This window comes from Reichenbachiella sp., assembly GCF_033344935.1.
Classification (GTDB): domain Bacteria; phylum Bacteroidota; class Bacteroidia; order Cytophagales; family Cyclobacteriaceae; genus Reichenbachiella.
In genome coordinates, this window is record NZ_JAWPMM010000001.1 from 1,136,821 (window position 1) to 1,152,628 (window position 15,808).

General features: G+C 40.4%; 6 protein-coding genes. 4 read left to right on the plus strand and 2 right to left on the minus strand.

Features of this window, described 5'->3' with window-relative positions:
• Positions 1 to 8 precede the first annotated feature (8 nt).
• Together R8N23_RS04960 and R8N23_RS04965 are read right to left on the minus strand one after the other, a co-directional pair.
• A complete protein-coding gene (locus tag R8N23_RS04960) occupies positions 9 to 737 on the minus strand; it encodes a hypothetical protein (RefSeq protein ID WP_318170459.1) in 729 nt (242 codons plus the stop codon).
• The gene (locus tag R8N23_RS04965) at positions 734 to 1,303 is read right to left on the minus strand and encodes a sigma-70 family RNA polymerase sigma factor (protein ID WP_318170460.1); all 570 of its coding nucleotides are present in this window, start codon (positions 1,301 to 1,303) and stop codon (positions 734 to 736) included. The genes R8N23_RS04960 and R8N23_RS04965 overlap by 4 nt, the downstream gene beginning before the upstream one ends.
• A gap of 205 nt (positions 1,304 to 1,508) precedes the next feature.
• Between R8N23_RS04965 and R8N23_RS04970 the strand changes: the two genes are divergently transcribed.
• The 4 genes from R8N23_RS04970 to R8N23_RS04985 are packed head-to-tail and all read left to right on the plus strand — an operon-like array spanning position 1,509 to position 15,099.
• Positions 1,509 to 4,964, plus strand: a complete 3,456-nt coding sequence (locus tag R8N23_RS04970; protein WP_318170461.1) for an RHS repeat domain-containing protein — start codon at positions 1,509 to 1,511, stop codon at positions 4,962 to 4,964.
• Between the two features lie 25 nt (positions 4,965 to 4,989).
• Positions 4,990 to 7,917, plus strand: coding sequence for a DUF6443 domain-containing protein (locus R8N23_RS04975; RefSeq protein WP_318170462.1), 2,928 nt, complete (start codon positions 4,990 to 4,992; stop codon positions 7,915 to 7,917).
• Between the two features lie 25 nt (positions 7,918 to 7,942).
• The gene (locus R8N23_RS04980) at positions 7,943 to 14,437 is read left to right on the plus strand and encodes an RHS repeat-associated core domain-containing protein (protein ID WP_318170463.1); all 6,495 of its coding nucleotides are present in this window, start codon (positions 7,943 to 7,945) and stop codon (positions 14,435 to 14,437) included.
• Positions 14,437 to 15,099, plus strand: a complete 663-nt coding sequence (locus R8N23_RS04985; protein ID WP_318170464.1) for a hypothetical protein — start codon at positions 14,437 to 14,439, stop codon at positions 15,097 to 15,099. Before R8N23_RS04980 ends, R8N23_RS04985 begins: the two co-directional genes overlap by 1 nt.
• Positions 15,100 to 15,808: the final 709 nt, after the last annotated feature.

Here is a 15,808-nt window from a genome sequence, read left to right on the forward strand (position 1 = left end):
CAAACCAATCATTTTTTCACCTCCTGCAGGATTAACCCTGCTTCACTATGAAATAGTTGTTTATTCGCGACTATTTTTTCTAAAATTTCTTCACATTGTTCTAGCTCATTATTTTTCAAATAAGCCAGACCTAAGTACCATTCAGCAGTTTGTGAAAGATGTTTGTTTTCAGACGAAGAGGCCGCCTCCAGAATGGAAATTGCCTTCAATGTTTCATTCAATTTCAAATGGCAAGAGGCTTTATAAAGTGGGCCTTTTCCTAATAAATCTTTAGAATCAAATAGCTTGATGGCTTCAGTAAAATTTTCATTTCGGTATGCCTCAAAAATTTCAGCATTTGAATCCAAGTCCTCGGCTCCCCTTGTTATAGGGGGAGCAGGGTAAACTTGAAAATGTGCTTGAAACAATTCCAAATGGTTCTTGGAAAAGCTTGATGTTAGCGTATAAGCAAAGACTGAAATGATTAAAATAGAGACTGCAGCTGCTAGTAATTGGCTGGTTTTTATTTTTTTAGCTTGTCTAGATTCTACCAGATAGGAACTCAATTCATCCTTTAAATCCCTCTGATTAGATTTAATTAAAGTATCTATCAAGGCTTTTTGCAACTGAAATTCCTCTTTAAAAGAATCTGATTCGTTCAGTCTTTGAGTAAACTGAGCAGAGTCATTCTCATCAAGAGTCTTATCAACTTTGCCCTCAATCAGCTTTAGGTCGCTATTTGATAAATTATTCATCAATCGCTGAATACGTTATTTATTTCTGTTTGTTTTCTAACTTCTTCTATCAATTTCTTGTAGCACCTGCCTTTAATAGTCTTGGCTACCCCAGCACTTGCAAAACCCATTTCCGAGGCAATTTCCTCCATGGTCAACTTACTTAGGTAGAATAATTTAATAATACTTTGGCACTTTTCTCCTAATGTGTTAATCGCAAAAGTTACTAAAGTTATTAGTTCTTCCTTATCTGTATTGGCAAGAGCTGGCTCATCATAATAGTTCTTGATATCCTCTGCGTGTGATTCGTGAATCTTGTGTTTTCTATACTTAACCAACCACATGTTATAGCAGGTGGAATATAAATAACCTTTGGTATTTGTGAGATATGAGACTTTTCCAGCAAGTAATCTTTCTCTCAAATTAATGATTGCATCTACGAAAATATCATCTGCATCTTCAGCAGTACAACTGGTTTTTTTTATCAAGTTTTTAGTGCAATAGTCCCCGTATTCCTGGAAGAAAATCTTAAGACAAGAGTTATCACCTTTTCTCAGGGATTGTACTATTTCATTTAGGTCAAGTTTCATTTTGCTGGTATGTAAACTTTTCAAGCTCCCAAAAATACCACGACAATTTGTAATTGTATGCAAGAAGACTTCGGAACCAGCTTTTCAAATTATTTTCATTTCTCTGTTGACCTTTTTGAATCAAAGATATTATGAATTGAAGATAAACCTAAGAGTCATTTCGAGAGGGTAATCTGCTTATAGAACTCAATTAAATGTTAAACACATGAAATACATTCCTCAGCTGATAATACTAATGTTGGCCACATGTACACTGGCAATGGCACAGGATCCGGACCATGGGCCAAAAGTTCCACTATCACCAAACGCTGCCGCGCTTGCAGAATATAGTAATGTCGATGTTGGTTTGTTCACTGGAAGCATCGCATCAAGTATACCATTACATGCTTTCAAAACAGGCCCTTTAACAGTTCCTGTTTCATTGGAATATAGGTCTGATGGAATTCGTGTTGATGAGTTGGCCTCAAATGTAGGATTAGGTTGGTCGCTCAAGGCAGGTGGGGTGATCACCAGACAATCCAGAGGGCTTCCCGATGATGGCAACCGATTGGTTAAACCAAACGCACCTTTAAATTCTGATGAGATGAAAACTTTTATCCGCGCTGTAGTCTCCGGTGAAGCTGATGTCGAGCCAGACTTGTTTTCATACAATTTTAATGGGCACAGCGGACAGTTTTATTTGGACAACTCCAATGAGGTCGTTTTGATCAAACCCTCAGCCATCAAAATTGAGGTTTTGCCAGACTTCTTTACTGATGCTGTTAATTCAAACCCTGTATTTCAAATTACTGATGCGCAGGGAATTCTATATCAATTTGGAGCCAATGACGCAAGCGAAAGCAGTTTGTATAAGAGCGGAGCCATGTCTCCGCCATATGCAATCGAAAATGCTTGGTATTTAAGCGAAATAGAGCATCCAGAAGGTGATAAGGTCTTTTTTGAATATGAGCCTGGGTTTTATCGATACTTTTCAACGAATGCAGAATCATTCAAAAAACTAATTTACGAGGTTGTAGTTGCTTCTCCATCTGGTTGTGCCATGGGGGATTCCAACGAACCAAAAATACCTTCTCAAACACTCGTTCATACAAAAACATCAAATATCAAGAGGATACATTCAACAATAAATCATCAAGAGATTGTATTTGAGTACTCCAAATGGATGGGAAGTGGAACGGCAGACTTTGTAAGACTTGATGATATAAAAATACTGGATAGTGACGACAACCTCCTGAAGCATCTTAATTTAGGCTATCAGATATATGAGAGCAAAAACCATCCAAACAATCGAGTAGTTCATTCTTCAGCTATAGATGAAAACCGGCTCTTTTTATCGTCTCTGACCGAGTGGTCACCAGAAAGTAAAAACAAGCCTCCCTATCAGTTCAGCTACATAGACCCAGACAAACTGCCTACAAGAACAAGCTATGCTAAGGATTGGTGGGGGTATTATAATGGTGCGAGTAATGATTTCCTGGTACCGAATGAAGTCAATTCTGTATTTTCATCTAAAGATTTCGATGAAGGCACTAGTATTTTAGCGGCTGCAGCAGGGGTATTCAATAAAATAGGTGGAGATCGCAATTTCAAAGAGTCATTCGCTCGAAGAGGTTTGTTGTCAAGGATCACTTATCCCACCGGAGGATATAAGGAAATCTTTTATGAAGCACATAGCACCTACGCTACATATAATTCAGAAGGTTCAAAGGTGCCACCTTCCAGCAGAACAGTTCATATGAATGCAGTAACAGGGAATGCTTCAGAAGGTGAGGGTTCATTGTATAATGAGCGAAAAGAAGATTTGGGCCTTATATCTATTAGCCATGATGTAATTATCAATGGAAGCTTGAAATTCAACGATAGCGATAATTTGTGTGATATCAGTGCCATCCCAGCTCATAAGTTTAAAGCTATTTTCAAAATCCGTAATACAACCACTAATGAATATGTAGACTTCTATGTAAAGGGTGACAATCCACTGGCATACGATCACCATATAGGAAAGCAGATCGATTTTACTCCAAACATGGCCTATAGTGAAATATTGGCTCGTTTTGAGTCAGGTTTTGAATATGAAGCCAGTTTAAAGGTATACTTCGAATGCCTGGACGGCGCTGTATCTTTTTCGTATTATGACATGCCTATGCAGGATATTGGTGGACAAAGTATTACCAGAAACATTCCTGTTGGTGGTGGAATGAGAGTAAAACAGGTAACAGCGTTTGATGGCTACAACATACCCAGAACCACCCATTACTATTATGGTCCAACCAATTGCATCAAATGTTCAGAAGCTATTTACAACAAACCCAGACCAGACGTATGGATATCTAGTAGGGAAGATATTCTTGAGGGAGACAAGTGTATTTATGCAACACTTTCATCGAATAGTAGTACTTCAGTGTTGTCATCTTTTGGAGCTGTTGGATACAAAACAGTTACAGAAATTCAAGGTAACAATATTTTAAATGGGCTTACAACCCACCATTACAATATCGAGACCAATGAGCAAGCTTTGATAATGAATGGTGATCGGCTGGCAGGTACTCCCAATTCCAATCTTTGGAGCTTCTCTAATGGTACTGAGAAAAATATCACTATTGAAAAATATGAGAACCACAAACTGGAACTGGCCAGTAGTGTCGACAATACCTATGCGCGTAATACAGTGCATGATGCACAGATTAGTGGTTATGTAGCTAGAAAATACCGGAATGTTACCATGGATTTCACGACACAAGTTGGAGTAGGGGAAGGAGGGGAAAATGTGACTTTCCAATTGGACGATTACCGCTACTATGATATTTCAGAATATAGAACTAGTGCACAATGGCATTATTTGAGTGAGAGAACTGAAACCGAGTATGAAAGTGGAGTTCCAACAAACGCAAACACCACTACTTTTCTCTATGAAAATCCTGACCATATGCAACTTACCAAGCAATCCACAACTGATAGTAAAGGGAGAGCAGTAGAAACAAAATATCTATATGCAGAGGACTATTTGTCAGGTGGTTCTGCATTATCGGCTATGAAAACCAAAAATATGGTTGCCATTCCCATAGAAGTGATAAATGAGATTGACGGAGTGGTAACTTCTGCGCGAGGCACTCAACACGTAGTGGACGGTACAAAACTACGTGCTAAGAAATTTTATGAATATAACCCTGTGGAGGGGGCAGCATTTACGCCGTCTACTAATGGGACTAATTTTTCTGGTTATGATTTGAACTATACGATTCTTCAACGTGATGACAGAGGCAATATTTTATCCGGAAAAAAAGAAGATGACATTACTACTTCCTATGTGTGGGGCTATCATCAAAAATATCTGGTTGCCAAAATAGAAAATGCAGACTATGATCTGGTAAAGAATAGTTTGGGTGGAGATGCAGGTATTAGTGTACTTCAGGACAAGGATGGCATCGATCTACAATCTGCATTAAATGTACTCAGGACTGATCCCCAATTGGGTAATGCAATGATCTCCTCCTATACCTATAAGGAGGATGTAGGGATTTCGTCGCGGACAGATCCTAATGGAACGACCACTTACTTTCACTATGATGAGTTTGGAAGATTGATTCTGGTGAAAGATCATGAAGGTAATATCCTGAAAAAACAAGAATACAAATACCAGGGCGAAGGTTCCAACCCCTAATCAATTCACGCTAAAATTCACAAGAATGAAGAATACTAAAACACACTTCAACGGCAAAGTGATAACATCAGGTTTATTGTTTTTGTTGGCTTTTCTTATTTTCACTCGCATGGCCTTTGCCCAAGGAGGAGGAGGAACACCACCACCCAAGCCGAATTCCAGTTTTTCAACTCAGAACCTTTGTGGTAAGGTAAGAGTTACAGCTCAGGGACCCGGCTATCCCGGAGGAACTAATGGAGATTGGTATGTGCATGTAAATGGTGGAGAAATTGATGGTTTTAAAATTAACAATCACGGTGGATCCTGGTATGCCGATGTGAACACCAATTCTGGTAGTTTGTTTTATGTATCGGCCAGCACAGGACCCAATGCTTGGAGTGCCGAGCCTGTTTATCTGGGGGAGCTAAACATCTATTCAAGTCAACCAAATTCATATGAACTGGAAGATCCAGGTACCAAATGTACTGGAGGCTCCATAGTATTTAAGATGGATGGTAGTCAAACTGGCGTGACATACAATCTTAAAAAGGGTAGCACTACGGTGGCTTCTAAGGTGGGTACCGGAGGCTCCTTTCAGTTTGCTGCTGTTTCGGCGGAAGCCGGAACCTATTCTGTAACAGCAGTTCATAATATTTCCAAATGCACTCTGGGTATGGATGGGGCGTGGACATTGTACAACAAGCCACCAGCACCCAACTATACTATTTCTTCGAATAGCTGTGGAGATCGGACGGTCAGCCCGGGAACACCTCCTGCTGCCGTCGTTTGGGCGCAATCAAATTTCACCTATGTTTCAGTTCCCGATCAGGCACCAGATAAGGATAACTTGGAAGCACCTACCGGTGGCTATTATACTTATACTCCTTTCGACGACGTGGAAGATCTGGCAGTCACAAGAACAATGAATTTCCGTTCTATGAATACAATGACTGGCTGTATGAGTTCATTAGTTACAGAGAACATAATCGTCAAGCCATTTCCAGAAGTTTTTACTCTGAATGAGCCCGATGTTACATGTGGTGGCCAGCCTATAAAATTTAAACTATCGGACAGTCAGTCGGATGCAACTTATCTTTTACAAAATAACGGATCTACTGTAACCAGCAAAAGAGGTACAGGAAGCATAATTACCTTTACAGATGTGACTTCATCGGGAAACTACTCAGCGATTGCCGTACACGATAATGGCTGTGAAAAACCAATGAACGAAACTAGATTGATTGATGGACTGCCTGATCCTCCAAACTATTCAATTTCAACCAATGATTGTGGTGATAAAACTTTTTACAAAAATGGAGAGCCACCAGCTGGAATCACCTGGTCAACCTCAAGGTTTGTTTTGATCCATGTTGAAGACGGTCCACCGGATAAAGATAACCTTGAAGCCCATGTGGACGACTATTACCAGTATAACGAGTTTATTGAGGATATCAACCTTCCTACTTCACGGACCTTTCAACTTCAATCTCTTAATGAAGTTACAGGTTGTTTGAGCTCAGTGCTTAATATTCCCGTCGTTGTCACCCATATGCCGACTGTTTTGGATAGGATTGATGATTTCACCTTTTGTGCGGTAGACAGTAATACAGGAGAGTTTGAAATGACAGGTTTGGAAAACGATGTAACCTATTCTATTGAAGAAAATCGCATCGGAGAGAATTTAGGAGCAGGAAAAGTAAGATGGGTTGATGTACCCCAAGGGCGGTATACTGTGTTTGGTGAGAGAGGTGTTTGTGGAAGGAATCTGAATGCAATCATACATTTTAACCCCACTGAAATGCCAACTATCAGCAATTCAACAGTACAGGTTTTTGAAGGTACTACATTAGACCTTAATGTCGTTTCTGGTTCTGACAAAGGGACTTGGTCGGGCCCAGGGGTAGACGGAAGATATATGGTAGCTGCTCGAGCTGGGTTAGGTAATCATCAGATAGGAGTATATTATGACCATGCAGGTTGTGTTTTGGACGATCATATGACGGTAAACGTAAATCCAATCCCTACATTGAGACTAGATGGATTTGCTACAATTAGCCCTGGGAGTACGGTGGGTATGACCATTGAAAATTATTCTTCTGATTATGATTATTCATGGCATAAAGGTATCGCTATCAGAAATGCAAGTGCAGTAACAGCTGATCAACCAGGCTTATATGTGTTGAAAGCGGTCACAAGTAGCGGTTACTCTTCATACAGTAATAGTGTTTATTTATCTGCTCCCAAGCAATCAGTAGATTTTAATCATATTACTTTTAACGCTTATAGAATACCTCAATTAGTTGAATCGAGTCTTTCTGTGAATCCAAATGAAAGGAATCGGAGTGTTCAATACATTGATGGCTTAGGACAGGTAAATCAGGTGGTTCAGCAAAACATTTCAACGAGTTCACAAGACCTGGTCACTGTATCTGAACTTGATGAATATGGTCAAGTAGTTAAGCAGTATCTGCCGTTACCTGTCGGGAATTCTGGAGAGTATAAGTCTCATTTTTTTGAGGATCAGTCGGCTCATTATACGGCTGAGTATGGAGTAAATGACGGAAAGTTTGCTTACTCGGAGACTCAATACGAAAGCTCACCAATAGGTGGGCCACTTAAGAATTATGCACAGGGCACATCATGGGCCAAAGAGTTGGGCAATAGGCCAATAGCTATCGAATATGGTTTCAATATTTCTGGAGAAGTCATTAATTGGACAGTTGAAAACAATCAGCCCAAACCTAACTCCGTCTATTTGCCTGGGAAGTTGCATAAGACAATTTCTAAGGATGAAAACGGGAAGCAAGTTCAAGAATTTAAAAACCTAAAAGGACATGTAATTCTGAAAAAGGTTCAGTTATCTGAAGCTCAGCCTATAAACTCTGAAGACTGGCTTCAAACTTATTACATCTATGATGATTATGGGAATCTCCGATATGTTTTGCCTCCTGAAGCAACAAGACTCGCCAAATAATCCACTACCTAAAAAAGATCAAAATATGACTATTCGAAGAATTACAACCTTCTTAATATTTCTGTTTACGTCCCAGGTGGCCATTAGTCAGCAGAAGGAAACAGATGTGAAATCTATAAACTTAAAAGAATCCCAATTGGCGGCCCCAATGTATCTTCCTCCACCTGATGACGGTGGTGGAGGAGGAACTGGTGGTGGAGGAACCGGTGGAGGTGGTGGAGGGTCTACCAGCCCTCCACCAACGCCCTCTACAACTATTTCTACCTCATACTACTGTGGGTCAACTAGGGTAAAGAGAAACGCAACTCCTCCAAGCTATGTAAGATGGTATTGGCAAACGGTTTCATATGGTACAAGTTGGAGTTATGGTTATGGCAGTACATATACTTTTAGTTCGACCAGACATGTTTATTTGCGTTCTTATGATACTCGTACATTGAAATGGGGAGGGTATAAATACGTGGGTTACATGCGAGTAAATCCTAATAACTTGAATGCTGGCAACACAAGTGGAGCTAAAACCATATGCTATGGGGCATCCGCTGGTACGTTAGGAAATTCGTCTAGTGCGAGTGGTGGTTTATCCTCTTACAGCTATCAATGGCAGGTTTCCTCTAACAATTCTAGCTGGTCCAATATTTCTGGCGCTACAGGTACGACTTATTCACCTGGGAATTTAACTTCTACCAGATATTATAGAAGAAGGGTAACGTCGTGTGGGTATACCAAATACGCAGCTAGTGAAAAGGTAACGGTTAGAGCGAATCTCTCTGCAGGGAGTATCGGAAATGCACAGACCGTCTGTTACAATGGCAATCCAAGCACTTTGACTAATACATCATCCGCCTCGGGTGGAGCTACTCGAACTTATCAATGGCAAAAATCAACTACCAGTTCTTCGAGTGGTTTTTCTAATATAAGTGGAGCGACCGGAAGTACTTATGATCCTCCAGCTTTGACACAAACCACTTGGTATAGGAGGAGGGTCACATCAAGCTCAGGATGTGGTACTAAATATACGAATGTTATTGGCATAGGAGTAAGAAGTAATCTGAACGCTGGTAGTATTGGCAATGCACAAACGCTGTGTTATAACGGCGACCCGAGCACCTTGTCTAATACAACATCCGCATCGGGTGGAGCCACCAGAACTTATCAATGGCAAAAATCCACGACTAGTTCATCTTCGGGATTCTCAGATATAAGTGGTGCTTCCAGCTCAACTTATGATCCACCGGCTCTAAGCGAAACGACTTGGTATCGAAGAAGAGTGACTTCTACTTCAGGCTGTGGAACCCAATACACTAATGTGGTTCAAGTTTCAATTTATGAAACGCTCTCAGCAGGTAGTATCGGAAATGCACAAACCATGTGTTATAATGAAAATCCAAGTAGCTTAACAAGTACAGCTTCTGCCTCTGGTGGAACTTCACGTGTTTATCAATGGCAAAAATCTACAACAAGCTCAACCAATGGTTTCATAGATATTGGAGGAGAAAGTAGCAATACCTATGACCCACCTTCACTTACTCAAACCACTTGGTATAGAAGGAAAGTAACCTCAGGTTCCGGTTGTGGAACCAAGTATACTAATGTGATTCAAATAAGTGTTTTTGATGAATTAAGTCCTGGTATAATTACTAATCCTCAGGCACTGTGTAATGGTGGGGACCCTGGCGTTCTTGGAAGTGATTTAGCCTCATCAGGAGGAGGATCTACTACCTATCAATGGCAACAATCTACGACTTCTTCCTCGGAAGGATTTTCGGATATCACTGGAGCAGCCAATAGTACATATGATCCGGCCAATTTGAATCAGACTACTTGGTATAAAAGAAAGGTGACTTCTGCGGACGGGTGTGGAACCAAATATTCAAATACGCTCCAAATTACTATTTATGAAGATCTACAAGCCGGAACTATAGATAATGCCCAGGTAATTTGTTACAACGGTGACCCTGAGGCTATCCAAAGTGCCATTGATGCTAGTGGAGGAACCGGGTTGGTTTATCAGTGGCAAGCATCTATCACAGGTGCTACCGAAGGTTTTTCAGATATTGCGGGGGCAACAAATAGTGACTATGACCCATTGAATCTTTCTGATACCACATGGTTTAGAAGGAAGGTGTCCTCAGGTGCTGGATGTGGAGTATTATATTCAAATTCTGTAGAGGTTTCGGTTTATGAAGATTTACTTCCTGGCACTGTTGGAAATAGTCAAACTCTTTGTAATCTTAGCGACCCAACTGTTTTGACCAATACAGCTTCTGCATCAGGAGGGATTTCCAATACCTACCAGTGGGAACATTCTACTGTAAGTGAGTCTAGTGGCTTTACTGATATACCTGGAGCAATTGACGAATTCTTTGATCCGCCAGTATTGACTCAAACTACATGGTATCGAAGAAAGGCGACGGCTGGCTATGGATGCGGAATTGCCACTACTGAGCCAGTGGAAATCAATATAGCTCAAGTCGTTGAGGCTGGAACTATTGCAAATGATCAATCCGTTTGTGAGGGCATATTGCCGAATGATTTGACGGGTAGCGTGCCTACCGGAGGCATGGGAACCTATATGACCCAATGGGAATCATCAGCAGATAATGAGAGTTGGAGTGTATTAGAAGGAGAAACGCACGCTGATCTGAGTTTTACTTCTTTTGGTCAGTCAACCTACTATAGAAGAGTCGTTTCTAATTCCTGTGGCAGTGATGTTTCCAATACAGTTTTGGTGAGTTTCAAGCCTCTCCCAGATGCCGGAATTATTGAAGCAGACCAACAGACTTGTTTGGAACTTGCTCCGGCTACAATTATTGGAACGGATTTTTCAGCCATTCCGAGTACAACCTATCAATGGCAATCGTCAGTAGATGAGGTTGAATGGAATGATATAGTAGGAGAGACAAATACGAATTATAATCCTCCCGCTCAAACCCAAAGTTATAGAAGAGCTGTTACCCATGACGGGTGTATTGCCTATTCCGTTCCAAAGAGGATTGAGGCGATTCAATGTTTCGCTGATGCAGGTGAAGACCAGCAGGCTCTGAATAATGACGATCCTTTTGCCTTGATAGGAACACCGGTAGGTGGTAGTTGGTCTGGATATGGTGTGTCAGATGGCATGTTCTATCCGCAAGTGGCTGGTGTGGGAAAACATGAACTTACCTATTCGTATTCTAGTGTTATAGGTGGTGAATCAGAGGATAAAATGATCGTACAAGTTGACTTTAATGAAATGACCGATACTTTCATGAGCAACTATATCTTTCAGTACAAATATGATAAGTATGATAGGATGATTGAAAAACAGGTGCCTGGCGCAGGTTGGGTTTATATGGTATATGATGACAGAGATCGTTTGGTGATGACTCAGGATGGTAATCAAAGACCGGATAAAGAATGGGTCTTTACCAAATATGATCAACTGAACCGCCCAGTACTTACAGGTATTTATACACATGGTAGTGAAATCGATCAAGCCGCTATGCAAGGAGTAGTAGATCAATTTTACGCCGACGCGGCAGCCAATACTACACTGGGAGAACGAGTAGACGAATGGTATGAAGAGAGAGGATCAGCTGTCCATGGCTATACCAATAAATCATTCCCTTCAGTTTCTTCAAAAGACGAGTACCTCACCGTCACCTACTACGACAACTACGATTTCTCCACCGATGGCCACTGGGGCTTGGGTGACTTTACCAGTGAAAATCAAGCCAAGACCTATGTGACAGGAGCCAAGGTACGAGTAGACCTTCCGGATGGTAGCTATGACTGGAACGAATTAGTGACCCTCTATGACAGTAGATATCGAGTAGCCAGTAGTGTATCCAAGGACTATCAGGACAACTACGACTCCTTAGTCAATGAATATTATAGTTTGGTGCACCCACTAGTGGTCAAAACCACACACTATCACGAAAGTGCGTTGACCAATGCTGCCGACACCATTACTAAAGTATTTGACTACGATCATGCCGATCGATTGATGAGCGTGAGCCATCAAATCAATAGCGACCCTGCAGTAGTGATATTAGCAAATGAATACAACGAACTAGGGGAGTTGATCAAAAAGAAACTCAACGATGAAGGTGGAGGAAACTTCAGTCAGGAAGTAGACTATCAGTACAACATCCGAGGCTGGTTGACTAAAATCAATGATCCGGTCACACCAGACCCTGAAGACTACTTTGCCATGCAGCTCAAGTATGATGAAGCAGGTCAGTACAATGGGAACATAGGTGCGACCGCCTGGAAGAATCCTTTTGAAACTACCGCAAACGAATATGATTACACCTACGATCCAGTAAACCGACTGAAGTCAGCTGCCTACAACAGTGGCGCTTTCTCCGTACCCAACATCGACTACGACGCTAATGGAAACATCTTGGCCCTGGAAAGAAAGGGACTCGATGACACCGGAAGCACCACAGATTGGGATGATCTGGACTACAAGTATGTAGGCAATCAATTGACCAAAGTGGATGATAGTGGATCAGCAGATTTAGGTTTCAAAGACGGCGCCAGTGCAAGTACAGAATATGAGTATGATGCCAACGGCAACATGATCAGCGATGCCAACAAAGGTATAGAAAGCATCGAGTACAACCATCTGAACCTCCCAACTGTTGTCACCCTGAGCAACGTCGAAGGGTCCGGCAACAATGGACGAATAGAATACATCTACGATGCGGCAGGTACCAAACTCGCCCAGATCGTCTACGAGGATGGAACCCAAACCAAACGAACAGATTATCAGGGAGCCTTTATCTACGAAGACAGCGTGCTACAATTCATTCAGCATGAAGAGGGTAGAATCGTCTATGAAACAGATGTGAATGGAGAATTTGTAGAATATGAATATCAGTATCATCTCAAAGATCATTTGGGTAATGTGCGAACGACATTCAAAGAAGAAGGAGATATAGAAGGATCATTTGCATCTTTCGAGCAAGCTAAGCAATCAGAAGAATCAGACTATTTCATTGGCTATGATAACATGGTGAAGATAGATGCTGAGCTGTTTGATCATACCAAAAATCCTGAAGGTAGCCATAGCTCCATCCGATTAAATGGTTTTGTAAGTCCTGATTCTACAGTCAATGAAAGTATTGGTTTAGCCAAATCTTTGAAAGTAAAGCCAGGAGATGTAATAGACATGAAAGTATATGCCAAGTATTTCTTGCAATCTGAGTCATCGGGATGGACGGGTACTTTGAATACCATTGCAACAAACATTGCCGGCAATGTTGGGGGTATTGTAGTAGATGGAGGAGGACTAGGGTTGGATACCCATCCATTCGTAGATTGGACGGAGAAGGCTAGCCCCACAGCTGCTCCCAAGGCCTATATGAATTATATGGTTTTTGATGAGTATTTTAATCTTATAGACGAAAAGACAGGTTTCAAACAGATCAGTGAATCAGCCAAAGAAAATGGTAGCGGAGTAGAACATGAAAAACTGGAACACAGCATCACTATCAGCCAATCGGGATATGTCTATATTTACCTATCGAATGAGGAAGATACGCCCATCGATGTGTTCTTTGACGATTTTACTGTGACGCAAAACCATACCCCAATTGTCAGCAAAGATGATTATTATCCCTTTGGGTTGACGTTTGCTAGTTATAACAGACCTGCTAGTGTGGATCAGAGGTTTAAGTATAATGGGAAGGAATTAGTCTCTGACTTAGGATTTGGATTAATTGATTATCAAGCAAGATGGTATGATCCTGCACTGGGTAGATGGCACAGCATTGACCCAGCAGCGGATTTGATGAGAAGACATTCTCCCTATAATTATGCTTTTGATAATCCGATTATGTTTATTGATCCTGATGGTATGATTCCAATGTTGACCGATGATAAATTAACTTCGACTAATCCTAATAGTTCTCTGAGTATTCATGAACAGAAAATAGATCAACATCATAAGGATCAGCCGATAAGTATTAAGGTTGACGATCAGGCTGAAAGACCTAAAGATAATGGTACTGCAGGAACAACTTATACTGCAACTATTACGGTTGAACACTCAGATGGACGAAACGATACTTATAAAGGAAGTTCTCATCCGAATTCAACGTCTGAAACAGATAACTCAGCAGGTGCTAAGACCGTGGCGGAAGGAACTCATAATTTCTCGAATAAATTTGGGCATGATGGAGGAAATCAAAAAGGATTAAATCTTGGACAAGGAGAAGTTTCTAAACATTCTCAAAGAACTGTTCCTGGTATTGATAAAAATGGAGAAAAAACTACTGTAATTAATGCAAACGCACATTCAGGAACAAGCGATAATGGAAACTATAATAGCCGTGGTTCATTGGGCTGTATAACTGTTTGTCCTACTGATGTTGAAAGGTTTAACAGTAATTTTGATTGGAGTGGAGGAAATACTGGTAATTCTCATGGAACTATAACTATTTCAAGGACAAATACATCAATGAAGAAAACTGCAGAATTCCAGCAACAAAAATATGTAGAATATAAAAATCAACTTAAAGGAATATATTGATGAAAAAAATTTCGAAATCCATATTGATTATTGGTGGGTTGGTAGTGCAACTCTGCTGTACAGGTCAAAAAAACGAGAATAATACTGAGCAGGAAAATAATCCTCCTGAGATCGCTAAGGCTGAAAAGTTAGAAGTGCAAGAACCAATAAAAGAGGAAGATGATTGTTCTGTTTCTAAAGAGCTAGAAAGGTTAATTATTGATTTGCATATTGAAAAAAGGGCTGAAGCAAAGTTACAAATTTTGGATACTGTGTCACAGATTGTAAACAAGGATATTCTTGTCTTTGAAAACGAATGTGCGCTATTAACAATTGAAGATTGGTTTGTTGAGAATGGAACATATTCTTTTTTCTCAATAATTGAGGATTTAAACAAATCAGAATTAGCTTTTAATGGTTATAAGTTCATTGATCAAGTCTATGTTGTTTACCAGAATAATGCCGAGTTAAGTCAGTATTTAGCAAAAAAATTAAGCGATTTAGCGAATAATAGCCCTGCCAAATTTGTTGGATATATAGAATCAATCGAGGATTCAACCAAGCGAAGTAAAACTTTATTGAGACCCTTTTGGGGACAAAGAAATAGTGATGAATTTATGATAGAGGTCAATAATTCGAAATACAAGGATGAAATAATTAACGTATTAAAAAACAGTGGTTAACTGTTTCATTGAAGGAATAAGAGGTCAAGCTACCAATTATCATATAACGAAAATAAGTTGGGTATATAAGACATATTGATAGTTTTAAAAACCAAAGTATCAACCCTGCTAGGCGTAGAATGAAATAAAGAGAAGGTACTAGGTGTAGTTTGTCCCAAAGGGATGCCTTCGGCGCAACTACACCTTTTTATTAATCACGCGGTGTTGATATTGAAGTGTAGATGCAATCTACTCCCCAACTGGTCGTAGGTTAAGCGTTAGCGATCCTAGGACCTAGATTGAGCAAGGGCGTCCGCCCGATTGACTATATTAGCACTACACATTAAACCATAATCCTAACCTAACTAACGGGTAGAAAATATGCTATACGAGATCAACTTTCGATTCACAGTGTGACATTTACAGTTGTAAATTGGATAGATCTCTTTATTAGAGATATATTCCCGCTCGGTCGCAATTGTATTGCGACTGTAATCTTATATAGCATTTACAATGCGAGTGTTCTATCTTTATCTTCTATGGCCAACCGATATAAGATTAGAGATAATGCGGGACTGTATTTTGTAACCTTTACTATAGTGGGCTGGGTTGATTTGTTTGTAAGAAGGGATTACAAAGATTGCCTGATAGATTCACTCCCGCTCGGTCGCAATTGTCCCAAAGGGATGCCTATGGCGTATTGCGACTGTAATCTTATATAGCATTTACA

Bases quoted from the DNA above. Each gene is read 5' to 3' on its own strand.
- R8N23_RS04980 (WP_318170463.1), top strand. From the start codon at position 7,943: ATGACTATTCGAAGAATTACAACCTTCTTAATATTTCTGTTTACGTCC.
- R8N23_RS04970 (WP_318170461.1), top strand. From the start codon at position 1,509: ATGAAATACATTCCTCAGCTGATAATACTAATGTTGGCCACATGTACA.
- R8N23_RS04985 (WP_318170464.1), top strand. From the start codon at position 14,437: ATGAAAAAAATTTCGAAATCCATATTGATTATTGGTGGGTTGGTAGTG.
- R8N23_RS04965 (WP_318170460.1), bottom strand. From the start codon at position 1,303: ATGAAACTTGACCTAAATGAAATAGTACAATCCCTGAGAAAAGGTGAT.
- R8N23_RS04975 (WP_318170462.1), top strand. From the start codon at position 4,990: ATGAAGAATACTAAAACACACTTCAACGGCAAAGTGATAACATCAGGT.